Here is a 23,298-nt window from a genome sequence, read left to right as displayed (position 1 = left end):
GCGACACCTGTGGTCGCCGGGCTTCGACTGCTTCGCATGATTGAAGCGACGTGCGCTACGCCACCGCGAGCTAATCAGGACCGAAACGGCCCGGTGTCGGGTTCGGCTTCGAGCGCGATCAGCGCTCCGGCCCCCTGCTCGAGCAGCGCGTGGGCAATCTCCGCGCCCAGCGCTTCGCCGTCCGCGGCCGGGGCCTGCGCCTCGGCGCGCACCAGCCGTCCGTCGCTCGCCGAGCCGACGAGCCCCTGCAAGTGCAGGCGCCCACCGTCGAGCCGCGCATACGCAGCGACCGGCACGTGGCAGCTGCCGTGCAACGCGCGGTTCATCGCACGCTCGGCCTCGCAGCGCGTGCGCGTCGGCGCGTGGTCGAGCGCGGCGCACAGCGCGGCGGTGTGCGCATCGTCGTCTTTGCACTCGATCGCGATCGCGCCCTGCGCCGGGGCGGGCAGCCAGTCGGGCGCATCAAGCCGCGTGCGAATGCGTGCGTCGAAGCCGAGCCGCTGCAGGCCCGCGCACGCGAGCACGATCGCGTCGTATTCGCCCGCATCGAGCTTGCCCAGCCGCGTGTTCACGTTGCCGCGCAGGTCGCGCAGCACGAGGTCGGGCCGGCGCGCGCGCAGTTGCGCCTGGCGACGCAGCGACGCGGTGCCGACGACGGCGCCCTGCGGCAGCGCGTCGATGCTGTCGAAGCGATTGCTGACGAACGCATCGGCGTGGTCCGCGCGTTCGAGGATCGCCGGCAACGCGAATCCGGGGTCGAGCTCCATCGGCACGTCCTTGAGCGAATGCACGGCGCAGTCGGCTTCGCCGCGTTGCATCGCAAGTTCGAGCTCCTTGAGGAACAATCCCTTGCCGCCGATCGCGGCGAGCGAACGGTCGAGCACCTCGTCGCCGCGCGTGCTCATCGGCACCAGCGTCACTTCAAGACCAGGATGGGCCGCGCGCAGGGCAGCGGCGACGTGCTCGCTCTGCCACAGGGCGAGCGGGCTCTTGCGGGTGGCGATGCGCAGGGTCGACATACGCCGATTATCGGCGATCGCGCTCCAACGCGGGCGCAACGCGCGCGACGTGGACCCCCACAACGCGCAACCGCCTGCGGTCAGATGCGCTGCAGTTCTTCGCGCAGCGCGGTCAGGCAGCGCCGGCTCACCTCGAGCGGCTGCTTCGCATGGCGCAGCACGGCTTGCACGTGGCCGTCCGGCACCCGGCGCAGCTCGACGAGCTCGTGCCGCGCGACGAGGCAGTTGCGGTGGATGCGCACGAAGCGGTCACCGAACTCGTCCTCGAGCGATTTCAGCGATTCCTCGATCAGGTCCTCGCCGCGCGCATGGTGCACGACGACGTACTTCTCCTCGGCCTGCAGGTAATGGATGTCCTCGATCGGGATCAGACGCAGGCTGCCGCGCAGCCGCGCGCACAGGTGCTTGCGTGGACCTGCGCCGTCGCCTTCGCGCACGCGGCCGGCCGCGAACCGGCGCACCCGCTCGATCGCGGCCGCGAGCCGTTCGGCGCGCACCGGCTTGACGAGGTAATCGATCGCCTCGGCCTCGAACGCCGACAGCGCGTGCGCGTCGAACGCGGTGCAGAACACGACGGCCGGGCGCGGCTCGAACGCGGCCAGGTGGCGCGCGGTCTCCAGCCCGTCCATGCCCGGCATCGAGATGTCGAGCAGCACGAGGTCCGGCCGGTGCGCGTCGCAAGCAGCGAGCGCGGCGGGCCCGTCGGCCACAGAGGCCACGACGTGCACGCCCTCGAGGTCGGCGAGCAGCGCGCGCAGGCGTTCGCGCGCGAGCGGCTCGTCGTCGGCAATCACCACGTTCATGGCCCGCCCCATCCACTGGAACGACTCGATACTAGCGCTGCCGTGCCGCGGCGGTCACCCGCCGTCGGTCATGGATCGATCAACCGGCCACGCGACGCGCGAACCACGCGCGCAGGTCGGCCACCTGCTCGGCGCAGACCTGGTGCGCCATCGGGTAGGCGTGCCAGTCGACATCGAAACCAAGCCCGCCGAGCACGTGCGCGCTCTGCTGGCCGGCGGCATACGGCACCACCGGATCATGCGTGCCGTGCGCAAGGAACACCGGCTGCTGCCGCGCGGCGGCCGGCACGTCGACCTCGGTCGGCACCGTGGTGAGGTAGGTCGACAGCGCAACGAGGCCGGCTAGCGGCGTCGTGCGGCGCAGGCCCGCGGCGAGCGTGACCGCCCCGCCCTGCGAAAAGCCGGCGAGCACGATGCGCTCCGGCGGCACGCCGCGCTCGCCCTCGCGCGCGATCAGCGCCTCGATCTGCGCGACTGATTCCTCGACGCCCTGCCGGTCGGCGCGGTTCGCGAGGTTGAAGTCGACGATGTCGTACCACGCGCGCATGCGCGTGCCGTTGTTGATCGTCACCGCGCGCACCGGCGCATGCGGGAACACAAAGCGCAGTGACGGCCACGCGCGGTCGATGAGTTCGGGCACGAACGGCACGAAGTCATGGCCGTCGGCACCGAGGCCGTGCAGCCAGATCACGGTCCATTGCGGAGACGGGCCGGTTTCGCGTTCGACGGTTTCAAGCAGAGTGCGGGTATCCATCACCGCATTGTCGACGCTGCGCATCGACGTGGCCAGCACCGCGGGCTGAATACCACGCGCGGATCTGGGCCCACCAGGATTCGAACCTGGAACCAAGGGATTATGAGTCCCCTGCTCTAACCGTTGAGCTATAGGCCCGTGCACGCATTCTAGCCGCGCCAACGCCGTTGCCCGCGCCTCAAATGACGAAGCCCGCCGATGGCGGGCTTCGCGGTGCGACGTACCGGCGAGGCCGGCGCGATGCTTACTCGATGTCGAGGAACGAACGCAGCTGTTCCGAACGGCTCGGGTGACGCAGCTTGCGCAGCGCCTTCGCTTCGATCTGGCGGATGCGCTCACGCGTCACATCGAACTGCTTGCCGACTTCCTCGAGGGTGTGGTCGGTGTTCATGTCGATGCCGAAACGCATGCGAAGCACCTTCGCTTCGCGCGGCGTGAGGCCGGCAAGCACGTCGCGCACGGTTTCGGTGAGATTGATGTCCGTGGTCGCGTCGATCGGGGACATCACGTTCGTGTCCTCGATGAAGTCACCCAGATGCGAATCCTCGTCGTCGCCGATCGGCGTCTCCATGGAGATCGGCTCCTTCGCGATCTTCATGACCTTGCGGATCTTGTCTTCGGGCATGTCCATTTCCTTCGCCAGCTCCTCCGGCGTGGCCTCGCGGCCGTACTGCTGGAGCATCTGACGGGAAATGCGATTGAGCTTGTTGATCGTCTCGATCATGTGCACCGGGATGCGGATCGTGCGCGCCTGGTCCGCAATGGAGCGCGTGATGGCCTGGCGGATCCACCATGTCGCATACGTCGAGAACTTGTAGCCGCGGCGGTACTCGAACTTGTCGACCGCCTTCATGAGGCCGATGTTGCCTTCCTGGATCAGGTCGAGGAACTGCAGGCCGCGGTTCGTGTACTTCTTCGCGATCGAGATCACCAGGCGCAGGTTCGCCTCGACCATCTCCTTCTTCGCCTTGCGGGCCTTGGCCTCCCCGTAGGCCATCGCGCGGCTGATGTCCTTGATCTCGCTGAGCGACAGCTGCGCCTTCTGCTCGACTTCGATCGTCGCCTGCTGCTCGGAGATGATCCGGTCCTTGACGTCGCGCAGCGCCGACGACCACTTCTGCTTGCGCTTGAGCAGTTCGTCGACCCACTCGAGGTTGGTCTGGTTGCCTTCCCACGCGCGGATGAAATCCTTGCGCGGCATGCGTGCCTGACGCGTGGCGAGGTCGAGGATGCGGCGCTCGTGCTCCTTCACCTGCGACACCGTCTCGCGCAGGCTGCGCACGAGCACGTCGGTCAGCGGCAGCGGCAGCTTGAAGTTCACGAAGATCGCGGCCATGTCCTCGCGAATCTTGACGACGTTCTTGTGGCCCGCGCCGTACTTCGCGAACGCCTTGACGAATTTCGCGTACTCGTCGGCGAGCGCCTGCATGCGCGTGGCGACTTCGGCCGGGTCCGGCCCGGTCGGTGCCGCGTCTTCTGCGCTGTCGTCGTCGCCATCGTCGGCGTCGTCGTCCGAGTCGGCATCGGCATCGACCTCCACCGCCGGTGCAGCCGCGGCAGCCGCGGCGGCCGCATCGGCCTCTTCGATGAGGTCGTAGAAGCCAACGATGATCTCGGCGAGACGCTTCTTGCCGGACTTGTGCTGCTCATAGTCCTCGAGAATCGAAGCGACCGTCGCCGGGAACGACGCAAGCGCCGCCTGGACCTGCGACAGGCCTTCCTCGATGCGCTTGGCGATCGCGATTTCGCCCTCGCGCGTCAACAGCTCGACCGTGCCCATCTCGCGCATGTACATGCGCACCGGGTCGGTCGTGCGGCCGCCTTCGGTGTCGAGCGCGGTCAGCGCGGCGGCGGCCTCTTCGGCCGCGGTGTCGTCGACTTCGCGGCCGCTGCCGCTTTCACCGGCGAGCAACAGCGTTTCGGCATCGGGCGCAACCTCGTGCACCTGGATGCCCATGCCGTTGATCATGCCGATGATGTCTTCGATCTGCTCGGGATCGACGAGGTCGTCAGGCAGATGATCGTTGACCTCGGCATAGGTCAGATAACCCTGCTCCAGACCCTTGCTGATCAGTTGCTTGATGTCGGACTGGGGGGCCTGGGTTTCTTTGGCCATGGGCTGCGCTACCGCTCGGGAAGTGGGACACTGAACGTTCCAGTATAGCAGGCGGGCGAAACCCACCGCCTTGCGGGTCTCAGGCCCGCAGCAGGAACGTCACCGGGCCGTCGTTGACCAGGCTGATCACCATATGGGCACCGAAGCGCCCGGTTTCCACCGGGGTGGCGTGCCGCGAGCGGCATTCGGCGACGAGCCGGTTGAACACGGGTTCAGCGAGTTCGGGGGCGGCCGCCGTGCTGAAGCCCGGGCGCATGCCGCTGCGGGTGTCCGCCGCGAGCGTGAACTGGCTGACCAGCAGCAGACCGCCGCCGGCGTCGACGAGGCTGCGGTTCATGCGCCCGGCGTCGTCGCCGAACACGCGGTAGCCGAGCACGCGCTCGGCCATGCGGGCGACCTGCGCCTCGCCGTCGCCGGGCTCGATCCCAACGAGCGCGAGCAGGCCGGGGCCGATGGCGCCGACGACCTCGCCATCGACGCGCACGCTCGCTTCGGTGACGCGCTGGATCAGGGCGAGCATCGCGGAGTCCGGTCCGAACGGGCGCCGATCGTCGGCCGCGCGTACGCCGGGGTCAACCGCGGACACGCTCGGGGCTGCGCGTACACTGCCGCGATGACCGACGCGACCGCCCGCGTGCTGCACGCCATCGCCGCGCTGCTGATGCGCCTGCCGTGGCGCATGCTCGTGGCGTGCGCCGGTTTTTTTTCCGCTCGCACGCTGCGTCGCAACGGGCGCAGCGCCTGCGTCGCGCGCCGCAACCTGGAGCTCGCGTACCCCGATCGCCTCCCCGCCGAGCGCGAAGGCCTGGTGCACGCGATCGTCCATGGCACCGCGCAGCAGGCGCTCGAGACATTCCGCTTCTGGACCCGCCCCCACGCCGAGAACCTCGCGCTGATCCGCGAAGTGCACGGGGCGGCGCGGCTCGATGCGGCGATCGCCGCCGGCCGCGGCGTCATCATCGCCGCGCCGCACTACGGCAACTGGGAATTGCTCAACCAGTGGCTCGCCGCGCGCACGCCGCTCGCGGTGCTGTACGCGCCGCCGGAATCGAAAGTGGGCGAGGCGTTCCTGCAGCGCGTGCGTGCGGCCCACGGTGACCCGGACCGCGTGACCCAGGTGCGCGCCGAGGCCAGCGCCGTGCGCGAGCTGCTGCGCCGGCTCAAGGCGGGCGGCGTGGTCGGCATCCTGCCCGACCAGCAGCCCAAGCAGGGCGACGGCGAGTTCGCTCCGTTCTTCGACGTGCCCGCGCTCACGATGACGCTGCTGGGGCGGCTTGCCGCAAAAACCGGCGCGCGCGTGGTGGTCGCCTACTGCGAGCGCATCGACGCGCGGGGACCGGGCTACGCACTGCATTTAGAAGATGCGCCGGAAGGCATCGACGCCGCCGATCCGGCCGTCGCGGTCGCCGCGCTCAACACCGCGGTCGAGCGTGTCGCGCGGCGCGATCCGGCGCAGTACCAGTGGACCTACAAGCGCTATTCGCTGCGGCCCCCCGGCGGCGGCGAAGACAACCCGTACTGGCCGGACTGCTATTGACCATGGACTCCGCTGCTCCCGAAGCCGTGCCGACTCCGGACGCCCCGCTGGCGCCCGACGACCCGCTGCACGCCGGCTGGCAGCCCTTGCCGCCCCGCGCACGCGCGCTGTTCGTGCTGTCGGTCGCGCCGTCGTTTGCCGTGCCCGCGCTCGCCGCCGGCTTCGTGCTCGGGCACCTGGCCGATCAACGCGTGCTCGGCGCGGGCATTGGTGTCGCGCTGGGCGCCGCATTTGGGCTGTGGCTCGGCTTGCGCCAGTTCGATCGGCTGCAGTGGCAGCTCGATGAAAGCGGCTTGGCGGTGCGCCGCGGGCGCCTGTGGCAGCGCGAGACACGCGTACCGGCGACGCGCGTGCAGCACCTCGACCTCAAGCGAGGGCCACTGCAACGCAAGCGTTCGCTGGCGACGCTCGTCGTGCACACCGCCGGCACGCGACACGGCGCGGTGACGGTGCCTCACCTCGACGGACGCGACGCCGAGGCACTGCGCGAACGGCTGTCGCGGCAGATCGACGATGACGGCGCCTGAGATCGCACCCGCCGTCGCGGCGGACGCAGCAGCGGCCGAGCGCCGGCTGCACCCGATGTCGTGGCTGTTCGTGCTGCTGCAGCAGCTCAAGCAGTTCATCGCGCCATTGATCGCACTCCTGCTGTTCGGCCAGGGCGATCGCAACGAGCTGTGGCCGCTGATCGGCGTCGGCGTGCTCGTGGTGACGTCGCTGTGGCAGTACTTCACCTACCGCTACGGCGTCGTCGGCGACAGCCTCGTCGTGCGCAGCGGCCTGCTCGAACGCAGCCTGCGCGTGATCCCGTTCGCACGCATCCACAACGTCGCACTCCAGCAGTCGCTGCTGCATCGTGTCTTCGGCGTGGCCGAGGTTCGGCTCGAATCGGCCGGCGGCACCAAGCCCGAAGCGCAGATGCGCGTGCTCAAGCTCGACGATGCGCTCGCGCTCGAAGCGCTGGTGCGTCAGCGCGGACAAGCTAATCCCGTCACGGCCGATTCCGTGAGCGAGCCCGTCCCGCCGCTGCTTGCGCTTACCACCGGCGAGGTGGTGCGGCACGGTCTGGTGTCGAACCGGGGGCTGATTGTCGTCGGCGCGGGCGTTGCGGCGCTGTCCCAGACCTCGCCCCGCGCGCTGCCGAACCTGTTCGAAGCCGCCGGCGAGCGCGTGCTCGGCTGGGTCAGCGATGGCGGCGCGGACGCACTCGCGTCGGCATCGCCCGCCCAGTACGCGGTGGGCGCCGCGCTGCTGATCGCCACGGCACTGATTGCGCTGCGCCTGCTGTCCATTGTGCTGTCGCTGTTGCAGTACCACGGCTTCCGACTGGACGAACACGGCCGCCGCATCACCGTCGAACGCGGCCTGCTCGCGCGCTGGCGCACGAGCGCATCGCGCCGGCGCCTGCAGGCCTGGACGCTGCACGAGGGCGTGACGCACCGCCTGCTGCGCCGGCGCAGCCTCGACGTCGACACCGCGGTCGGCGAAGACGCGCAGCAGCAGCGTGCGCTGCGCGAGATCGCGCCGATCGCGACGCCCGATGCCTGCGATGCGCTGATCGAGCACTTCCTCCCGGCTGCTCATTGGCGCGCGCTGCAGTGGCAGGGACTGCCGCCGCACGCATGGCGGCTGTGGTGGCCCGATGCGCTGCTCACGCTCGTCGCCGCAGCCGTGGCCACGTGGCATTTTGGCCCCTGGGGCGTCCTCGCGCTGGTGTGGCTGCCGATCTCCTGGGTCATGGCGCGTGCGCGCGCCGCGCGCGCCGCCTACGTCGTCAGCAATGCGCTCGTCGCGGTGCACGAAGGTCGCTGGTCGCGGCACTGGCGGTTTGCGCCGATCGACAAGCTGCAGGCGCTCGAGCTCACGCGCTCGCCGCTCGATCGCCGCTGCGGCACCGCGACGCTGTGGTTCGACACCGCGGGCGCGGGTGCTTTCTCACCGTCGCTGCGCATCCGCTTCCTGCCCGAAGCCGATGCGCGCGCACTCCATGCGCAGCTCGCGGCGGCACTCGCGCGGCGCTCGCTGCGGGCCTGAGCGTGCCTGTTGTGCACGGGGCTCTGCCAACCGGCGCTCAGCGCCGCTCCAGCCCTGCCCGGTAGAACGCGTCGATGCGCGGCAGTGCGGCGTCGATGCGGTATGGCGTCAACGGGTAGGCGACGCGTCGAAGCCCGGCACCGTGCGCCGCTGAAATCGCGGTCGCCATCGCGTCGACATCATCGACCGGCACCAGCGGCGCGCCCATTAGTCCGGCGAGATGTTGTGCGCCTTCACTGCGGGTCGCCACAATCGGCAGGCCCGCCTGCATCGCCTCGAGGAGCACGAGGCCGAACGGCTCCGAGCGCGCGCAACTCACGAACAGGTCGAACGCCGCAAGCCAGTCGCGTGGCGCGTCTGTAAAACCGGGCATCACCACCGACGCCGGCGCGCGCTCGCGCATGCGCTTCCATTCGTCGCCGTGCCCGACAATCGCGAGCCGCGCATCGGGCAACCGGGCACGTGTAAACGATTCGAGCAGGACGTCGTGGCCCTTGCTGCGCTCCACTCGCCCGAGAGTGCCGATCAGGAATGCGTCGTCGGCGATGCCATGCGCACGGCGGAGGCGTTCGCGCGCGCCTGGTTCGGCGCGGCAATCGTGTGTCCAGTTGTCGATCTGGACCGTCCGCTCACGCAGCGACATGGGGATCTCGGCTAGTTGCCAAGGCGCGATCGCGATCAAGCCGTCGAGGTGCGCGTGCTGCCGCGGCTTGTAGCGAATATGCAGCGTCGCCACGCGCAGGCATGCCTTGACGCTCTTGAGCGCACGACAGCCACCGCTGAGGTGCGCGTGCGCAACGTCGGGCCGCAGTCTGCGCACGAGCCCACTCGCCTGCCATCCGGAGAGCAGGTCACCGACGAGGTGCACCTTCACGCCGGGGTCAACGCGATGCGCGATGGCGTCCGGTCGCGACTGGGAGGCGGCGCCTCGCAGGACCAAGGAGACGTCATGGCCGGCCTGTGCCTGCGCCGCGGCGAGCTCCAGGACATGGCGCTCGGTACCGGCGAAGCGGCGGGTCAGCAGCAGGTGGACGATGCGCATGGCGATGGGCCCGTAAATTCGCGACGTTATACTCGCAGCCCGCCCGAAACGCTGCGCCGCATGCCCGGTTCGCTCCCGCTCTCAGGCGTGGTCATCACGTTCAACGAAGCCGACCGCATCGCCCGGTGCGTGCACTCGCTTGCGGCGGTCTGCCATGAAGTCATCGTGCTTGATTCGGGCTCGACGGACGCCACGGTCTCGATTGCCGCTGCAGCCGGCGCGCGCGCGGAGCACCGCGCGTGGGATGGATTTGCGACGCAGAAGAATGCAGTGATCGCGCTCGCCACGCAGCCCTGGGTGATGTTGCTTGATGCGGATGAATGGCTCGAGCCCGAGGCCCAGGTCGAACTGCGCGCGCTGTTCAGCTCCCGCATTGAGGAAGCCGACGTCTGGCAGCTGCAGCGGCGCACCCACTACCTCGGACATGCGATGCGCGGAGGCAGCTTCGCGCGTGAACCCGTAGAGCGATTGTTTCGAGCGCATCTGCGTCATGCAATCCGACCTGTGCACGAGTATCTCGACGTAGCCGGCACCCGCCAAGCACTGTCGTCGATCCGCCTCGAACACGACACCGCACGAAACCCTGCCGAATACCGCAGCAAGCTTGCGCGTTACGCACGGCTGTGGGCCGAGGAGCAAGCCGCGCGCGGACGCCGTGCCACACCCGGCCGCGGCGTGCTCGCGGCGATCGCGTACGCCGTCAAGAACCTCGTCGTGCGCGGTGGCTTCGTCGACGGCGTGCCGGGGCTCCGCTTCCATTGGGAGCACATGCGCTATGCGCACTTGAAGTACACCCTGCTGCGCTCAATGGCGCGCTGATTGCGTCAGCGAGTGCGCGGCCTCCGGTGAACCCGCCGTGCTGCAGCCGGGCCTCCAGACAAGTCTCGATGCAGCTCACCTGTGAGCAAGCGCAGCGGCGACGCGCCACGGTTCTTTCGTTGTCGATGAGATATCGGCGCGGCGGCGAGCGCGATTCATTTGATGCTCAGGCGCTCCGCCCTCGGTGCGTGACGCTCACCGCGGGAAGTCCACCGCTCGAAGTTCATCGGTTGAATTTCGTCGATGGAATCTCAGCGCTTTCGCAGCCGCGCGTAGAAAAACCCGTCGTGACCGCGCTCGCCGGGCAGGCGCTGGCGGCCCGCACCGGCTTGGCGACCGAACGTCTCGGGCAGCGCCTCGGCGTGCGCGTCGGTCGTGCGCGCGAGGAACGCGTCGACCTGCGCCGCGTTTTCGGCCGCCAGCACCGAACACGTGGTGTAGACGAGCACACCGCCGGACGCGAGCGTCGGCCAGAGCGCATCGAGCAGGCGCGCCTGCAGCGCAAGCAGCGCGGCCAGGTCGGACTCGCGGCGGTGCAGCAGCACGTCGGGCTGGCGCCGCACGATGCCGGTTGCCGAGCATGGTGCGTCGATGAGCACCGCATCGAACGGCGCGCCGTCCCACCATGCATCTGGCGCGGCGGCATCGGCGGCGAGCAGTTGCGCATCGGCACCAAGCTGCAGTCGCGCAAGCGTGTCGCGCACGCGGTCGAGCCGGCGTGCATCCACGTCGAGCGCGGTCATGCGCAGCGATGCATCGCGCTCGAGCAGGTGCGCGGTCTTGCCGCCGGGTGCGGCGCAGGCATCGAGCACACGCGCGCCGCTCGTCAGCGCGAACGCATCGGCCACGCGCTGCGCGGCCGCGTCCTGCACGCTGACGGCACCGTCGGCGAAGCCCGGCAACGCAGCAACCGCGATCGATTCGGGCAGGCGCAGCGCGTCGGGCAGCATGTCGTCGATCTCCGCGTCGATGCCGGCCTCGGCCAGCCGCGCGCGGTACGCATCGCGCGTGACCTGTCGCGGGTTGACGCGCAGCCACAGCGGCGGCTCGCGCGCGCTTTCAACGAACACCGCGTCCGCGTCCTCGCCCCAGTCGGCTTCAATGCGCGTGCGCAGCCACGCGGGCCATGCGATGCGTGCATCACCCTCGGGCAGGCCGTCGCGCAGCGCGCGCCGCAGCAGCGCGTTGACGAGGCCGGCCTGATGGTGGCGACCGAGTGCACGCGCCGCCTCGACCGTCGCGGCCACAGCGGCATGGGCGGGCAGGCGCATCGGATCAAGCTGCGCAAAGCCCACGATGAGCAGCGCGCGCAGGTCGGCATCGCGGCGGCCCAGCGGCTTGGCGAGCCATGCGGCAAGCGCGGCGTCGTAGCGCGCCAGACCGCGCAATGCGGCAAAGCAGATCGCCTCGGCGAGCGCGCGGTCGCGCGCATCGGGCAGCGCCGGCAGTGCGGTCGACAGTTCGGCCTTGAGCGAGCGGCCGCGGTGCAGGACCGCATCGAGCACGCGCGCGGCAGCGGCGCGTGGCGCGGCTCCGGTTGGACGCGGCGCAGCCATCAGGCGCGTGCGAGCAGGTCGCGGCGGCCGTTGAGGTAGTCGGCCGCGGTGATCGCCTTGCCGCCCTCGCGCTGCAGCACGCGGACGCGCAGCGCGCCGTCGGCGCAGGCGATGTCGAGCCCGTCGCGGCTGGCGGCGAGCAGCGTGCCGGGCGCGGCGTCGTGTTCGGTCGGCAGCGCGGCCGCGCCGTGCACGCGCACGCGCTCGCCCCCGATCACCGCCTCGGCCATGGGCCAGGGATTGAACGCGCGGACGCGGTTTGCGAGTTCGACGGCCGGTCGCGCGAAATCGAGCCGTGCCTCGGCCTTGTCGAGCTTGTGCGCATAGGTCACGCCTTCGGCCGGCTGCGGCCGCGGCACTGGGCGGATCCCAGCCCTCAACAGCCCGAGGCCGTCGGCGAGCACCTGCGCGCCGAGTTCGGCGAGGCGGTCGTGCAGCTGGCCGCCGGTGTCGTGCTCGCCGATCGCAAGCGCCTGCGAGAGCAGCACCGGGCCGGTGTCGAGACCCTTTTCCATCTGCATCAGGCACACGCCGGTCTCGGCATCGCCGGCTTCGATCGCGCGCTGGATCGGCGCCGCGCCGCGCCAGCGCGGCAGCAGCGAAGCGTGGACGTTCCAGCAGCCGTGCACGGGAATGTCGAGGACCGATTGCGGCAGGATCAGCCCATAGGCGACGACGACCATGACGTCAGGCTCGAGCGCGCGCAGCGCGTCCTTCGAGTCGCGCGTCTTGAAGTTCTCGGGCTGCAGCACCGGGATGCCGCGCGTGATCGCTTCGCGCTTGACCGGCGACGGCGTGAGCCCGCGGCCGCGCCCGGCCGGGCGATCGGGCTGCGTATAAACGGCGACGACCTCGCCATGCCGCGCGGCCGCGCGCAGGCACGGCACGGCAAATTCAGGGGTGCCGGCAAAAACGATCTTCATAGGCGACGGGCTTCGCAATCGAAAGGGGGATCAGGCAGGCGATGCAGCGGCCCAGGCCGTGAAGCGCCGCCGCTGCGAACCGCCGCCTCGAACCCGAATCGCGCACCGCGCGCCGCGCTTACGCGGCGTTGCGCTTCGCCTTCGCGAGCTTCTTGCGCACCATCTCGCGCTTGAGCGGCGAGAGGTAGTCGACGAACAGCTTGCCGGCCAGGTGGTCCATCTCGTGCTGGATGCACACCGCGAGCAGGCCGTCGGCATCGAGCTCGTACGGCTGGCCGTCGCGGCCGAGCGCACGCACCTTGATCACGTTCGCGCGGGTGACGTCGGCAAAGATGTTCGGCACCGACAGGCAGCCTTCCTGGTAGACCTGCTCGCCTTCGCGCTCAAAGATCTCGGGGTTGATGAACACCCGCGGCTCGCTCTTGTCGTCGGACAGGTCGATGACCATGAACTGCTGGTGCACGTCGACCTGGCTCGCGGCGAGACCGATGCCCGGCGCGGCGTACATCGTCTCGAACATGTCGTCGAGCAGGGTTTGGAATTCAGGCGTGGTCACCTGCGCGGGATCAACGGGCTTGGCGACGGTGCGCAGCCGCGGATCAGGGAACTCGAGGATCGTCAGCAGGGCCATGGCAGCGAAATGGGGGTGCAGGTCACATCCACAAGATGCGCAGCGATTGTAGCTCCGGAAAGCGTCGGAAATGCTTGCAAGCACGAGCTTTCTCTGGGCTATAGTGCCCTCGCCTGACGTATTGCGTCAGGTTTCGCTCGGGGATTTAAGGCTAAGGGGCCGCTATGTTGAAACCCATTCGCACGGTGCTGACCGCGGCGGTGCTGACGGTCGCGACGTTCACGGTCGCGGCACAAATGCGCGAAAGCCATCCGGACACTTATGTGGTCAAGCGCGGCGACACTCTGTGGGACATCGCCGACCGGTTCCTGCAGAAGCCGTGGCTGTGGCCCGAAATCTGGCAGGCCAACCCGCAGGTCCGAAATCCCCACCTGATCTACCCCGGTGACGTGCTCTCGCTCGCCTACCTCGACCGCGTGTCGGTGGCGGTCGAGCCGGGCGCTCGCACCGAAGCGCCGGTGCCGGGCGTGCCGCTCGCGCAGATCGAGCCGTTCCTGAAGAACCTGCGCGTTGTCGACTCGATCGAAGGCCTGCCGTACGTGGTCGGCATCGAGGAAGGCCAGCTGCGTGCGTCGCAGGGCGAGGTCGTTTACGTCAAGGGTCTTGAAAACGCGCAGCCGGGTCAGCGCTACGCCGTGGTGCGTCCGACGCAGCTGTACACGCGCCTCGACCGCACGAACTGCTGCGACGGCTTCGACGCGCGCGACCTCGATTTCCGCGGCCGCACCGACGCCGGCATCGGTCCGTACTGGTCCTACCAGGTCAGCCCGTCGAAGAAGAGCGAGCAACTCGGCATCGAACTCATGCAGCAGAACACCGCCACGGTCAGCCGCGGCGCGGTGGGCGGCATCGAGGCGACCACGCTCGTGCTCGACGCCTCCGCGCGCGAAGTGCGCGTCGGCGATCGCCTGATGCCGGTCGACGACAAGCCCTACGATCCGTACTTCATGCCGCATGCGCCGAAGCAGCCGATTGAATACGGCAAGGCCCGCGTGATTGCGGTTGCCGACATGCTGACCACGGGCGGCCCGCGTGACGTCGTCGCGCTGTCGGTCGGTGCGCGCGACGGTGTCGACAACGGCACGGTGTTCTCGAGCTGGCGCGTGGGCAACACCGCAGGCGATCGCGTCAAGCGCGGCGCCGAGCGCAGCGAAGACACGCTGGGCCGCGCCGACAAGGTGCGCCTGCCCGACGAGTTCGCAGGCCATCTGATGGTGTTCCGCACGTTCGACAAAGTCAGCTACGCGCTGGTGATGGACAGCATCCGGCCGACCCGCGTCGGCTACGAGCTCAAGCACCCGGACGCGCCGTACTGATCGATCGCGGGGTTTTCTGACCGCTTTACGCGACGGCGCCCGAGGGCGCCGTCGTCGTTTGGGCGCCACGCTGGCCCGATGGACACCACCGCCGCGCCCGCTTCCGATCTGTTCCCGCCACTCGAGCGTGCTTCACCCGACGCACCGGGTGACGACGAGCTTCTTGCACTGCTCGCACTCGTCGACGCCGGTGGCGCGACCGCGTCCCGCCGGGCATTGCTCGAGGCCACCGGCAGTGCCGCCGCCGCGCTCGCGCTCGGTCCGCTCGGCTGGCGCGAGGCCAGACTGACCGACGCTCAGCAGGCGCGGCTGCGCCGGCCCGACGCCGCCCGGCTCGACGCGCACCGGGCGTGGCTCGACACCCCGGGCCGTCGGCTCGTCGGCTGGTGCGATCCCGACTATCCGCCGCAGCTCAAACGCAGCCCGTCGCCGCCGCTCGCGCTCTTCGTCGTCGGCGAGCCCGCGCGGTTGTGGCATCCCACCGTCGCGGTGATCGGCAGCCGCGCCGCGACGCCGGCCGGACGCGAGAACGCAGCGCGCTTCGCCGATGCGTTTGCGCGGGCGGGCTTTGCGGTCGGCAGCGGGCTCGCGGCCGGCATCGATGCCGCCGCGCATCGCGCTGCGCTTGACCGCGGCGCGTTGACGATCGCCGTGCTCGGCACCGGACCCGACGTCGCCTATCCGCCCGGCAATCGTGACCTGCATGCCCGTATCGCGACCGAGGGCGTGCTCGTCAGCGAACACCCGCCCGGAACCGGGCCGCGGCGCGAGCATTTCCCGAGCCGAAACCGCATCCTCGCGGGCTTGTCGCTCGGCGTGGTCGTGATCGAGGCGGCCGAGCGTTCCGGCGCCCTGATCACCGCACGGCTCGCCGCCGAGGCCGGGCGCGAGGTGTTCGCACTGCCGGGCTCGATCCATAACCCGCTCGCCCGTGGTTGCCACCGGCTGATCCGGGACGGCGCGACGCTCGTCGAAACCCACTCGGAGGTGACCGCGGCGCTCGCGAATCCCGCCCTAGAGCTTGCAAGCAACTTGCGCGGGCGGCTGGCGACCCCCATTCAGCATCACGGCGTTGCCGGTTTGAGCTCATCGGCCGCTGCACGGCCCGAGGGTCTGGAGGGTAGCGTTTGGGACGCGATCGGCGACGATCCGGTCGGGATCGACACCCTTGCGCTGCGGACCGGATTGACGCCTGCCGCCCTGTCCTCCATGCTGCTGGCCATGGAGTTGGACGGCCGGATCGTAACCCAGCACGGCCGTTACTACCGCGTTCGGTGACGATCGCGACCGCTTGCCAGCAGGTTCCGCCACCGCGCCGCCATCGGCGCAGGCCGAGGGGCAATGAAAGAAAGCATCCTGGACGTCCTGCTGTACCTGTTCGAGCATTACTTCACGACCGACGAAGCCGATTTCGCACACGACCACGCGTCGCTGCGCAGCGGCCCGTTGCCGAAGGAGCTCGCCGAGGCCGGCTTTTCGTCCGCCGAAATCCAGAAAGCGTTCGACTGGCTCGATGCGCTCGCGCAGCAGCGCCCGGCGTCCGGGCCCACGCGGGCCGGCGGGCCCGTGCGCGTGTTCAACGGCCCGGAACTCGACAAGCTCGACGTCGAATGCCGCGGCTTCCTGCTGTTTCTCGAACAGCACGGCGTGCTCAACGCCGACCAGCGCGAACTCGTGCTCGACCGCGCGATGGCGCTCGACCAGGACGCGCTCGAGCTCGACGACCTCAAGTGGGTCGTGCTGATGGTGCTGTTCAACCAGCCCGGCAGCGAAGCGGCGTATGCCTGGATGGAGACGCAGATGTTCGAGGACGAGCCCGAGATCGTGCACTGATCGACAGTCCGGCGCGAGCCGCGCTTGACGCCGCGCTCGCGGCGTGATTTGACTAAAAAAGCGAACCCCGAACGCCCGCGCCCTTTCGTGCCGCGGGCGTTGCCTTCTCTGCGTGATGAAAGGCGGGCCCGATGCGCCCGCGGAGCTGACATGGCCAAGAACCTCCTGATCGTCGAGTCGCCGGCCAAGGCGAAGACGATCAACAAGTACCTCGGCAAGGACTTCACCGTCCTGGCCTCCTACGGCCACGTGCGCGACCTGGTGCCGAAAGAAGGCGCGGTCGACCCCGAGCACGGCTTCGCGATGCGCTATGACCTGATCGAGAAGAACGAAAAGCACGTCGACGCGATTGCGAAGGCCGCGAAGTCCGCCGACCACCTCTTCCTCGCGACCGACCCGGACCGCGAAGGCGAGGCAATCAGCTGGCACATCGCGGAGATCCTCAAGGAGCGCGGCCTGCTCAAGGACAAATCGCTGCAGCGCGTAGTGTTCACCGAGATCACGCCGCGCGCGATCAAGGACGCGATGACGCGGCCGCGCTCGATCGCCGTGCCGCTGGTCGATGCGCAGCAGGCGCGCCGCGCGCTCGATTACCTCGTCGGCTTCAATCTCTCGCCGGTGCTGTGGCGCAAGGTGCAGCGCGGGCTGTCGGCCGGCCGCGTGCAGTCGCCGGCGCTGCGCATGATCGTCGAGCGCGAGGAGGAGATCGAGGCGTTCATCGCACGCGAGTACTGGTCGATCGAGGCCGAGTGCCTGCACCCGTCGCAGCCGTTCACCGCGCGCCTGACCAAGCTCGACGGCAAGAAGTTCGAGCAGTTCACGATCACCGATGGCGACACCGCCGAAGCCGCGCGCACGCGCATCGTGCAGGCCGCGGGCAACGCGCTGCAGGTCACCGACGTCACCAGCAAGGAGCGCAAGCGCCGCCCGGCGCCGCCGTTCACGACCTCGACGCTGCAGCAGGAGGCCGCGCGCAAGCTCGGCTTCTCGACCAAGCGCACGATGCAGGTCGCGCAGAAGCTTTATGAAGGCGTGGCGATCGGCGAAGAAGGCACGGTCGGCCTGATTACCTACATGCGTACCGACTCGGTGAGCCTGTCGCAGGACGCCGTGGCCGAGATGCGCGATCTCATCGCACGCGACTTCGGCACGCGCGCCGTGCCCGACCAGCCGAACGTCTACAAGACGAAGTCGGCGAATGCGCAGGAAGCGCACGAAGCGGTCCGCCCGAGTTCGGCACTGCGCACGCCGTCGCAGGTTGCGCGTTATCTCGAGGACGATGCACGCCGGCTCTACGAGCTGATCTGGAAGCGCGCGATCGCCTCGCAGATGGTGCCGGCCACGCTCAACACGGTATCGGTCGATCTGGCCGCGGGCAGCGAGCACAGCTTCCGCGTGTCGGGCACCACGGTTGTCGATCCGGGCTTTCTCGCGGTCTACGAGGAAGGCAAGGACACCAAGACCTCGGACGAGGACGACGAGGGCCGCAAGCTGCCGGCCATGAAGCCCGGCGATCGCATCCCGCTCGACCGCATCCATGCCGACCAGCACTTCACCGAGCCGCCGCCGCGGTTCTCGGAAGCCTCGCTCGTCAAGGCGCTCGAGGAATATGGGATCGGCCGCCCGTCGACGTACGCGTCGATCATCGCGACGCTGCTGTTCCGCAAGTACGTCGAGCTCGACAGCCGCCGCTTCCGTCCCAGCGACGTGGGCCGCGCGGTCAGCAACTTCCTGTCCGGCCACTTCGCGCAGTACGTCGATTACGACTTCACCGCAAAGCTCGAAGACGAGCTCGATGCGGTGAGCCGCGGCGAGGAAGAATGGGTGCCGCTCATGGAGCGGTTCTGGCAACCGTTCAAGCAGCTCGTCGACGAGAAGAAGGAATCCGTCGATCGCAACGAGGCGACCGGTGCGCGCGAACTCGGCACCGATCCGAAAACGGGCAAGCCGGTCAGCGTGCGGCTGGGCCGGTTCGGGCCGTACGCGGCGATCGGCAGCACGGCCGAAGACGCAGAGGACAAGCCGACGTTCGCGTCGCTGCGCCCGGGCCAGTCGATGCACACGATCTCGCTCGAGGACGCGCTGGAGCTGTTCAAGCTGCCGCGCAAGCTCGGGCAGGACAAGGACGAGGAAGTCAGCGTCGGCATCGGCCGCTTCGGTGCGTTCGCCAAGCGCGGTAGCACGTATGCGTCGCTGGCGAAGGAAGACGACCCGTACACGATCGATCTGGCGCGCGCGGTGTTCCTGATCGAGCAGAAGGAAGAGATCGCGCGCAACCGCATCATCAAGTCCTTCGACGGCAGCGACATCCAGGTGCTCAACGGCCGCTTCGGCGCGTACATCAGCGACGGCAAGCTCAACGGTCGCATTCCGAAGGATCGCGAGCCCGCGTCGCTGACGCTCGAAGAGGTCACGCAGATGCTCGCCGACACCGGCAAGCCGATGCGCGGTCGCTTTGCGAAGAAGGCCGCGGCGAAAAAGGCGCCGGCGGCGAAGAAGGCGGCATCGACTGCGGCCAAGAAGGCGCCCGCAAAGAAGGCAGCGAAGAAGACAGCAGCGAAGAAGGCCGCGAAAAAGGCTGCGAAGAAGGTTGTCAAAAAAGCCGCGAGCTGAGCCCGTGAGCGCGCTGCACTGGCAGCGCGCGTCGTGCACTGCCGTGCGCCGGTCGGTGCCGCAGCACGGAGGGCGGTCGGTCGCCACGGCGCCTGCGTGGCGGCGATCGAGCCTGGCAACCAGTCGCGCAGGTGGGGTGGCCTTTCGATCGCGTTGCGCGCATGTGCCGCGTCGCGCAGTACGTCCGACGTCTGCCGGCCTCCACCGCACGGGGTGCATCGCACGCGCGTTTGCAGTGCGCATCGCCCGAATGACCCATCGGTGACCACGATGCGGTTCAGCACGCACGCGGCCTCGCGCTAAGCTCGCCGCATGACCAACGCGCCGCTGCTTGCACCGATCGATGCCGCGCCGCAGCTGCGCCGCGGCGCCGTGCTCGCCTACCCGACCGAGGCCGTCTGGGGCCTGGGCTGTGATCCGTTCGACGAGGCGGCCGTGCTTCGATTGCTCGCGCTCAAGGATCGCCCCGTCGACAAGGGGCTCATCCTCATTGCGGCGGCGCGTTCCCAACTCGACGGCCTGCTCGACTGGGACCGCGTGCCGGCCGCGCGGCGGAACGAGATCGATGCAAGCTGGCCCGGCCCGAACACCTGGGTCGTGCCCGCGACCGCGCGCGTGCCGCGCTGGATCAGCGGCGTGCACGCGGGTGTGGCGGTGCGCGTGAGCGCGCACCCGGTCGTCATCGCGCTGTGCAATGCGTTCGGCGGCGCGCTCGTATCGACCAGCGCGAACCCCGCCGGCGCGCCGGCGCCGTCGACACTCTCCTCGCTCGATCCGGACCTGCGCACGCGCCTGGACGGGATCGTCGAGGGCGAGACCGGTGGGCTCGACCGGCCGACCGTGATCCGCGATGCGCTCAGCGGGGCCGCGCTCCGGCTTTGAAGACCCACCGCGGCGGCGGACGTCACGCGGGACACGCGCCCGGGAGCATTGCCTGCCATCGCCTGCGCCCGACGGCGGCATCGAACGCGCCGCCGAGCTGAACCGAGATCGAGCCCGCCGCGGCCGCGCCAGCGCTGTCGCTTCCCGCCGACGCGCTGGCGGCGCAGGATGCGGGTATGACGTTCGCTCGCCCCGCCGCGCTTCTTACGCTCACGCTCGCCTGCGGCGCTTCATCGGCGGCCGACGTGATGATCTACCGCTGCACCGATGCGCAGGGCCGACTCACGCTGCGCGACACGCCGTGTCGTGCAGGCGATCGCCAACAGGTGCGTCCGATGGTGCGCCCCACCGATCCGCCCCCGCGTGCGCGGCCAACTGTCGCCCCGACATCGACACCCGCGACCGTTGCGCCGGAACGCACGCGGATCGTGGTCGTCACCGCGCCGCGCCCGCTGTATGAATGCGTGACGCCCGAGGGCGACCGCTACACGAGCGAAAGCGCCGACGGGCGCCCGCGCTGGGTGCCGCTGTGGACGCTCGGCGTTGCGCCCTGGTCCGGTTATCCGAGCGGCTACGCGCACCGCGCCCATGGCGGCGTGTACGGCCGCATCGAAGGCCGCGTCGGCAACGGCAGCCACTACGAGTTGCGTGCGGGCGGCCGCGCCGTGGAGCCCCCGCTGCGGCCGCCACTGCAACCACCGCACAACCCCGGACCGGGCGGCCCGCCGCTCGGCGTAGGCGTCGTCGCCGTGCCGGCCGGCACCTGGGTGCGCGACGCGTGTCACCCGCTGCCGCAGTCGGAGGTCTGCGCGCGCCTGCGCGATGAGCGCTATGCGCTGGACCGGCGTTATCACAGCGCGTTGCAGAGCGAGCGTGTACGCATCACGACTGAACAGCGCGGCATCGACGCGCGACTGGCCAGTGACTGCGGAGGTTCCTGATGCACCTGCCCCGACCGGCCCTGCCCTTGATCGCCCTGATCGCCTTCTCGGCTGCACTGGCGGCGGCGCAGGAGCGCATGGTGATCTACCGCTGTGCGGGCGCCGACGGCGCCGTGATCGTGCAGAACGACCGCCCTTGTCCTTCGGGCACGGACCAGCAGGACCGGCGTGTGATCCAGACGCCGCAGGTTCCCGCCAACGCCCCGGTGGCGCCGACGAGGCCGCCCGGGCTGATCCAGGGCGCGCCGCGGCCCGGCATCCCGCCCGCGCCGGGCGCGCCCGGGATCATTCCGCCCACGGTGAGCCCGGGCATCGTGCCTGCGCCGGGCGCCCAGGGCGTGGTGCCTGCACCCGGGCCCGCCGGCGTCATGCCGCTTGGACCGGCGGGCGCGCCCGCCACGATCACCGTCCCGCCGCAGACGCCGGTCGTGCCCGGGCCCGCCGCACTGGCCACCGTGCCGGGCGTTGCGCCGACGGAGGACGCCGCCCCGCCGCCGCTGTACGCCTGTCGGGTCTTCGATGGCACCGTCTATTTCGGTGAGAACCCCGAGCCGGCGCCGCGCTGTGCGCAACTGGCGACGGCCGGGATCGGCGGCGGCGCGGCACCGGCCGCCGGCGATGCGTGCCAGGTCGTGCGCGACGAATGCGCCCCCGTGCCGGCGGCCACGCTCTGCGACAGCTGGCGCCAGCGGCTGCGTGCGATGGAATCTGCGCTGACGTTCGGCCGGCTCGACGAGCGCGAAACCGCACGTGTGGAGATCGACCGCGTCCGCGCGATCGTCGACGACAGCGCCTGCGGGTCGTAGACGTCAGCCTGCGTGCTGCGGCGCCGTGCGTCGGGTGAACCCCCGCCGTCTGCGATCGACGCGCTCGCGTTCGCATAAGGGCGCCTTCACCGCGACTCTTCCGGTGAATAACCCGGCGCTGCCTACTGTCGACCTGGGTCCGCCGCGCATAAGGCGGCGGCCCGATGGGCAACGGACCGGATTGACGGGCCGCGCCTGTCACTCCCAGCACAGATCAGGAGCACTTCCGTGGCCAGTAATCAAAACAATCGCGGCGGCAACGCCGGCCAATCGAACCGCGGCTTCGCGGGCATGGACGAAACCCAGCAGCGCAAGATCGCCCAAAAGGGGGGCGAGTCGGTAAGCCAGAACCGCCAGCACATGTCCGCCATCGGCCGCAAAGGCGGCGAGTCCTCGCGCGGCGGCGGCGGCAATCGCGGCGGCAGCAATCGTTGAGCGCCGGTGCGGCAACATCCGCCAGAACGCCCGCACTCAGCGGGCGTTTTTAATGGGCCCAATGGCGCGTCAGAAGCCGTATTGCAGGAATCCGCCGTCCACCGCGATGCACTCGCCGGTGACGTACGACGCGGCCGGCACGCAGAGGAATGCGACCGCTGCGGCGACTTCTTCAGGCTCGCCCACGCGCCCCATCGGCGTGCGCAGCAGCACGTCGTCGAGATAGTCGGGATCGGCCAGCTTCGGCGATGTGCGGCGCGTGCGGATGTACCACGGCGCGACCGCGTTGACGCGGATGCCGTCCTCGGCCCATTCGACCGCGAGGTTGCGCGTCATCTGGTGCAGCGCAGCCTTGCTCATGCCGTACGGCGCACCGGTGCGCACGTGCGTCACGCCGGACACGCTGCCGACGTTGACCACGCACGATGCTGCGTGCCGCGTGAGCAGCGGATGCGCATACCGCGCGAGTTCGAACGCGGAGAACACGTTGACCTCGAAGATCTCGCGCCACTCGGCGTCGGCGTAATCGGTGGCCGGCTTGCTGAGGTTGCCGCCGGCGTTGTTGACGAGGATGTGCAGCCCGTCGCCGAAGTCCTCGACCCAGTCGAGCAGGTCGCGCCGCTGCTCGTCGATGCCGACATCGGCGACGAACGCCTGCACCTCGCGATCGGGAAACTCGTCGGCGAGCTCGGCGCGCGCATCCTCGAGCGCCGACGCGTCGCGCGCGGCGAGCAGCACGTCGGCGCCGAAGCCGAGCAGTTCGCGTGCGATCGCACGGCCGATCCCGGCGCTGCCGCCGGTCACCAGCGCGAGTTGTCCATCCAGTCGCCAGCGGCCCGCGTTCATCGCCTCTCCGTTGCCAGGGAACGACCGCACCGCGGCCGCGCACGGCGGTCACCGCGCGGCGCGTAGCATAGCCGCCGACATCCGATGGAGCCTGCCATGCGCCGTCTCGCCCTCGTGCTCGCCGTCGTCGGCCTCGCCGCCTGCGACCGCCCTCCGCAGCCGCCCGATAAAACCGCCCCGCCCGAGCCGCAGGTCGCCGCGCGCGCACTGCAGGCGCCGCTCGATCGCGCCGCCGCGGTGCAGCAGACGCTCGACACCGCCGCTGAAACACGCGAAGTGCTGACGACTGCCGCAGGCGGCTGAGCGGCGGGAAGCAGGCGCGTGGCTTGATCGAAGTCGTTTCGCTCGGCGCTGACGCGCGCGAGTCAACAGGCGAGCGGACGCTGCAGCGC

General features: G+C 69.8%; 23 protein-coding genes and 1 tRNA gene. 13 read left to right on the top strand and 11 right to left on the bottom strand.

What is annotated here, in order from left to right; translation table 11 throughout:
- Positions 1 to 74: 74 nt before the first annotated feature.
- The 6 genes from hemC to dtd form a co-directional block, all read right to left on the bottom strand.
- Complete coding sequence (gene hemC, locus IE075_RS10430; protein WP_189456252.1) at positions 75 to 1,019, bottom strand: hydroxymethylbilane synthase; 945 nt, start codon at positions 1,017 to 1,019, stop codon at positions 75 to 77.
- Positions 1,020 to 1,099: 80 nt separating this feature from the next.
- The gene (locus IE075_RS10425) at positions 1,100 to 1,822 is read right to left on the bottom strand and encodes a LytR/AlgR family response regulator transcription factor (RefSeq protein ID WP_189456250.1); all 723 of its coding nucleotides are present in this window, start codon (positions 1,820 to 1,822) and stop codon (positions 1,100 to 1,102) included.
- 79 nt (positions 1,823 to 1,901) lie between these two features.
- Positions 1,902 to 2,576 (bottom strand): alpha/beta hydrolase, encoded by a 675-nt coding sequence (locus IE075_RS10420; RefSeq protein ID WP_189456249.1) that lies wholly within the window; start codon positions 2,574 to 2,576, stop codon positions 1,902 to 1,904.
- Between the two features lie 65 nt (positions 2,577 to 2,641).
- Positions 2,642 to 2,714: transfer RNA gene (locus IE075_RS10415), tRNA-Ile, on the bottom strand.
- 106 nt (positions 2,715 to 2,820) lie between these two features.
- Positions 2,821 to 4,692, bottom strand: a complete 1,872-nt coding sequence (rpoD, locus tag IE075_RS10410) for an RNA polymerase sigma factor RpoD (protein ID WP_189456247.1) — start codon at positions 4,690 to 4,692, stop codon at positions 2,821 to 2,823.
- Positions 4,693 to 4,771: 79 nt separating this feature from the next.
- Positions 4,772 to 5,212, bottom strand: a complete 441-nt coding sequence (dtd, locus tag IE075_RS10405; RefSeq protein WP_189456245.1) for a D-aminoacyl-tRNA deacylase — start codon at positions 5,210 to 5,212, stop codon at positions 4,772 to 4,774.
- 93 nt (positions 5,213 to 5,305) lie between these two features.
- Here dtd and IE075_RS10400 point away from each other — a divergent pair, with 93 nt between their 5' ends.
- From IE075_RS10400 to IE075_RS10390, 3 genes are read left to right on the top strand one after another with little or no spacing between them, the layout of a single operon-like run.
- Positions 5,306 to 6,229 (top strand): lauroyl acyltransferase, encoded by a 924-nt coding sequence (locus IE075_RS10400; RefSeq protein ID WP_189456243.1) that lies wholly within the window; start codon positions 5,306 to 5,308, stop codon positions 6,227 to 6,229.
- A 2-nt stretch (positions 6,230 to 6,231) separates the two neighbouring features.
- On the top strand, positions 6,232 to 6,756 hold the full coding sequence (locus tag IE075_RS10395) for a PH domain-containing protein (RefSeq protein WP_189456241.1): 525 nt from the start codon (positions 6,232 to 6,234) through the stop codon (positions 6,754 to 6,756).
- The gene (locus tag IE075_RS10390; protein ID WP_189456233.1) at positions 6,743 to 8,263 is read left to right on the top strand and encodes a PH domain-containing protein; all 1,521 of its coding nucleotides are present in this window, start codon (positions 6,743 to 6,745) and stop codon (positions 8,261 to 8,263) included. The genes IE075_RS10395 and IE075_RS10390 overlap by 14 nt, the downstream gene beginning before the upstream one ends.
- A gap of 37 nt (positions 8,264 to 8,300) precedes the next feature.
- On the opposite strand, the gene IE075_RS10385 is transcribed toward IE075_RS10390, so the two are convergent.
- Positions 8,301 to 9,305 (bottom strand): glycosyltransferase, encoded by a 1,005-nt coding sequence (locus IE075_RS10385; RefSeq protein ID WP_189456225.1) that lies wholly within the window; start codon positions 9,303 to 9,305, stop codon positions 8,301 to 8,303.
- 60 nt (positions 9,306 to 9,365) lie between these two features.
- Here IE075_RS10385 and IE075_RS10380 point away from each other — a divergent pair, with 60 nt between their 5' ends.
- A complete protein-coding gene (locus tag IE075_RS10380; protein ID WP_189456223.1) occupies positions 9,366 to 10,124 on the top strand; it encodes a glycosyltransferase family 2 protein in 759 nt (252 codons plus the stop codon).
- Positions 10,125 to 10,375: 251 nt separating this feature from the next.
- Here IE075_RS10380 and rsmB read toward each other — a convergent pair whose 3' ends face one another.
- From rsmB to def, 3 genes are all read right to left on the bottom strand, one after another.
- Positions 10,376 to 11,683, bottom strand: coding sequence for a 16S rRNA (cytosine(967)-C(5))-methyltransferase RsmB (rsmB, locus tag IE075_RS10375; RefSeq protein ID WP_425489371.1), 1,308 nt, complete (start codon positions 11,681 to 11,683; stop codon positions 10,376 to 10,378).
- Positions 11,680 to 12,603: a methionyl-tRNA formyltransferase gene (gene fmt, locus IE075_RS10370; RefSeq protein WP_189456219.1), complete on the bottom strand. Its 924-nt coding sequence runs from the start codon at positions 12,601 to 12,603 to the stop codon at positions 11,680 to 11,682. Before fmt ends, rsmB begins: the two co-directional genes overlap by 4 nt.
- A gap of 118 nt (positions 12,604 to 12,721) precedes the next feature.
- Positions 12,722 to 13,234 carry a peptide deformylase gene (gene def, locus IE075_RS10365; RefSeq protein ID WP_189456217.1) on the bottom strand — a complete coding sequence of 171 codons (513 nt, stop codon included), beginning with the start codon at positions 13,232 to 13,234 and terminating at the stop codon, positions 12,722 to 12,724.
- 164 nt (positions 13,235 to 13,398) lie between these two features.
- Between def and IE075_RS10360 the strand changes: the two genes are divergently transcribed.
- The 8 genes from IE075_RS10360 to IE075_RS10325 all read left to right on the top strand — a co-directional run bounded on the left by IE075_RS10360 (position 13,399) and on the right by IE075_RS10325 (position 22,060).
- On the top strand, positions 13,399 to 14,550 hold the full coding sequence (locus IE075_RS10360) for a LysM peptidoglycan-binding domain-containing protein (protein WP_189456215.1): 1,152 nt from the start codon (positions 13,399 to 13,401) through the stop codon (positions 14,548 to 14,550).
- A gap of 216 nt (positions 14,551 to 14,766) precedes the next feature.
- A complete protein-coding gene (gene dprA / locus IE075_RS10355) occupies positions 14,767 to 15,828 on the top strand; it encodes a DNA-processing protein DprA (protein ID WP_229792460.1) in 1,062 nt (353 codons plus the stop codon).
- Positions 15,829 to 15,891: 63 nt separating this feature from the next.
- Entirely contained in the window at positions 15,892 to 16,383 is a 492-nt protein-coding gene (locus tag IE075_RS10350; RefSeq protein WP_189456211.1) for a DUF494 family protein, read from the top strand.
- Between the two features lie 150 nt (positions 16,384 to 16,533).
- Positions 16,534 to 18,996: a DNA topoisomerase I gene (locus IE075_RS10345; protein WP_189456209.1), complete on the top strand. Its 2,463-nt coding sequence runs from the start codon at positions 16,534 to 16,536 to the stop codon at positions 18,994 to 18,996.
- A gap of 312 nt (positions 18,997 to 19,308) precedes the next feature.
- The gene (tsaC, locus tag IE075_RS10340) at positions 19,309 to 19,878 is read left to right on the top strand and encodes an L-threonylcarbamoyladenylate synthase type 1 TsaC (RefSeq protein WP_189456207.1); all 570 of its coding nucleotides are present in this window, start codon (positions 19,309 to 19,311) and stop codon (positions 19,876 to 19,878) included.
- A gap of 176 nt (positions 19,879 to 20,054) precedes the next feature.
- A complete protein-coding gene (locus IE075_RS10335) occupies positions 20,055 to 20,819 on the top strand; it encodes a DUF4124 domain-containing protein (protein ID WP_189456204.1) in 765 nt (254 codons plus the stop codon).
- Positions 20,819 to 21,625 (top strand): hypothetical protein, encoded by an 807-nt coding sequence (locus tag IE075_RS10330; RefSeq protein WP_189456202.1) that lies wholly within the window; start codon positions 20,819 to 20,821, stop codon positions 21,623 to 21,625. Before IE075_RS10335 ends, IE075_RS10330 begins: the two co-directional genes overlap by 1 nt.
- 291 nt (positions 21,626 to 21,916) lie before the next feature.
- On the top strand, positions 21,917 to 22,060 hold the full coding sequence (locus tag IE075_RS10325) for a hypothetical protein (RefSeq protein ID WP_189456200.1): 144 nt from the start codon (positions 21,917 to 21,919) through the stop codon (positions 22,058 to 22,060).
- A 69-nt stretch (positions 22,061 to 22,129) separates the two neighbouring features.
- Here IE075_RS10325 and IE075_RS10320 read toward each other — a convergent pair whose 3' ends face one another.
- On the bottom strand, positions 22,130 to 22,906 hold the full coding sequence (locus tag IE075_RS10320; RefSeq protein WP_189456199.1) for an SDR family oxidoreductase: 777 nt from the start codon (positions 22,904 to 22,906) through the stop codon (positions 22,130 to 22,132).
- 96 nt (positions 22,907 to 23,002) lie between these two features.
- Here IE075_RS10320 and IE075_RS10315 point away from each other — a divergent pair, with 96 nt between their 5' ends.
- Positions 23,003 to 23,209, top strand: a complete 207-nt coding sequence (locus tag IE075_RS10315) for a hypothetical protein (protein WP_189456197.1) — start codon at positions 23,003 to 23,005, stop codon at positions 23,207 to 23,209.
- The last annotated feature ends 89 nt before the right edge of the window (positions 23,210 to 23,298 follow it).

The organism is Cognatilysobacter bugurensis (assembly GCF_014652095.1).
In the GTDB taxonomy this organism is placed as follows: domain Bacteria; phylum Pseudomonadota; class Gammaproteobacteria; order Xanthomonadales; family Xanthomonadaceae; genus Cognatilysobacter; species Cognatilysobacter bugurensis.
This window is presented reverse-complemented; position numbering and strand designations above follow the sequence as displayed.

Excerpts from the sequence above, each read along its gene's own strand:
- hemC (WP_189456252.1), bottom strand. The coding sequence starts at position 1,019 with ATGTCGACCCTGCGCATCGCCACCCGCAAGAGCCCGCTCGCCCTGTGG.
- IE075_RS10425 (WP_189456250.1), bottom strand. The coding sequence starts at position 1,822 with ATGAACGTGGTGATTGCCGACGACGAGCCGCTCGCGCGCGAACGCCTG.
- IE075_RS10420 (WP_189456249.1), bottom strand. The coding sequence starts at position 2,576 with ATGGATACCCGCACTCTGCTTGAAACCGTCGAACGCGAAACCGGCCCG.
- rpoD (WP_189456247.1), bottom strand. The coding sequence starts at position 4,692 with ATGGCCAAAGAAACCCAGGCCCCCCAGTCCGACATCAAGCAACTGATC.
- dtd (WP_189456245.1), bottom strand. The coding sequence starts at position 5,212 with ATGCTCGCCCTGATCCAGCGCGTCACCGAAGCGAGCGTGCGCGTCGAT.
- IE075_RS10400 (WP_189456243.1), top strand. The coding sequence starts at position 5,306 with ATGACCGACGCGACCGCCCGCGTGCTGCACGCCATCGCCGCGCTGCTG.
- IE075_RS10395 (WP_189456241.1), top strand. The coding sequence starts at position 6,232 with ATGGACTCCGCTGCTCCCGAAGCCGTGCCGACTCCGGACGCCCCGCTG.
- IE075_RS10390 (WP_189456233.1), top strand. The coding sequence starts at position 6,743 with ATGACGGCGCCTGAGATCGCACCCGCCGTCGCGGCGGACGCAGCAGCG.
- IE075_RS10385 (WP_189456225.1), bottom strand. The coding sequence starts at position 9,305 with ATGCGCATCGTCCACCTGCTGCTGACCCGCCGCTTCGCCGGTACCGAG.
- IE075_RS10380 (WP_189456223.1), top strand. The coding sequence starts at position 9,366 with ATGCCCGGTTCGCTCCCGCTCTCAGGCGTGGTCATCACGTTCAACGAA.
- fmt (WP_189456219.1), bottom strand. The coding sequence starts at position 12,603 with ATGAAGATCGTTTTTGCCGGCACCCCTGAATTTGCCGTGCCGTGCCTG.
- def (WP_189456217.1), bottom strand. The coding sequence starts at position 13,234 with ATGGCCCTGCTGACGATCCTCGAGTTCCCTGATCCGCGGCTGCGCACC.
- IE075_RS10360 (WP_189456215.1), top strand. The coding sequence starts at position 13,399 with ATGTTGAAACCCATTCGCACGGTGCTGACCGCGGCGGTGCTGACGGTC.
- IE075_RS10350 (WP_189456211.1), top strand. The coding sequence starts at position 15,892 with ATGAAAGAAAGCATCCTGGACGTCCTGCTGTACCTGTTCGAGCATTAC.
- IE075_RS10345 (WP_189456209.1), top strand. The coding sequence starts at position 16,534 with ATGGCCAAGAACCTCCTGATCGTCGAGTCGCCGGCCAAGGCGAAGACG.
- tsaC (WP_189456207.1), top strand. The coding sequence starts at position 19,309 with ATGACCAACGCGCCGCTGCTTGCACCGATCGATGCCGCGCCGCAGCTG.
- IE075_RS10335 (WP_189456204.1), top strand. The coding sequence starts at position 20,055 with ATGACGTTCGCTCGCCCCGCCGCGCTTCTTACGCTCACGCTCGCCTGC.
- IE075_RS10330 (WP_189456202.1), top strand. The coding sequence starts at position 20,819 with ATGCACCTGCCCCGACCGGCCCTGCCCTTGATCGCCCTGATCGCCTTC.
- IE075_RS10325 (WP_189456200.1), top strand. The coding sequence starts at position 21,917 with ATGGACGAAACCCAGCAGCGCAAGATCGCCCAAAAGGGGGGCGAGTCG.
- IE075_RS10320 (WP_189456199.1), bottom strand. The coding sequence starts at position 22,906 with ATGAACGCGGGCCGCTGGCGACTGGATGGACAACTCGCGCTGGTGACC.
- IE075_RS10315 (WP_189456197.1), top strand. The coding sequence starts at position 23,003 with ATGCGCCGTCTCGCCCTCGTGCTCGCCGTCGTCGGCCTCGCCGCCTGC.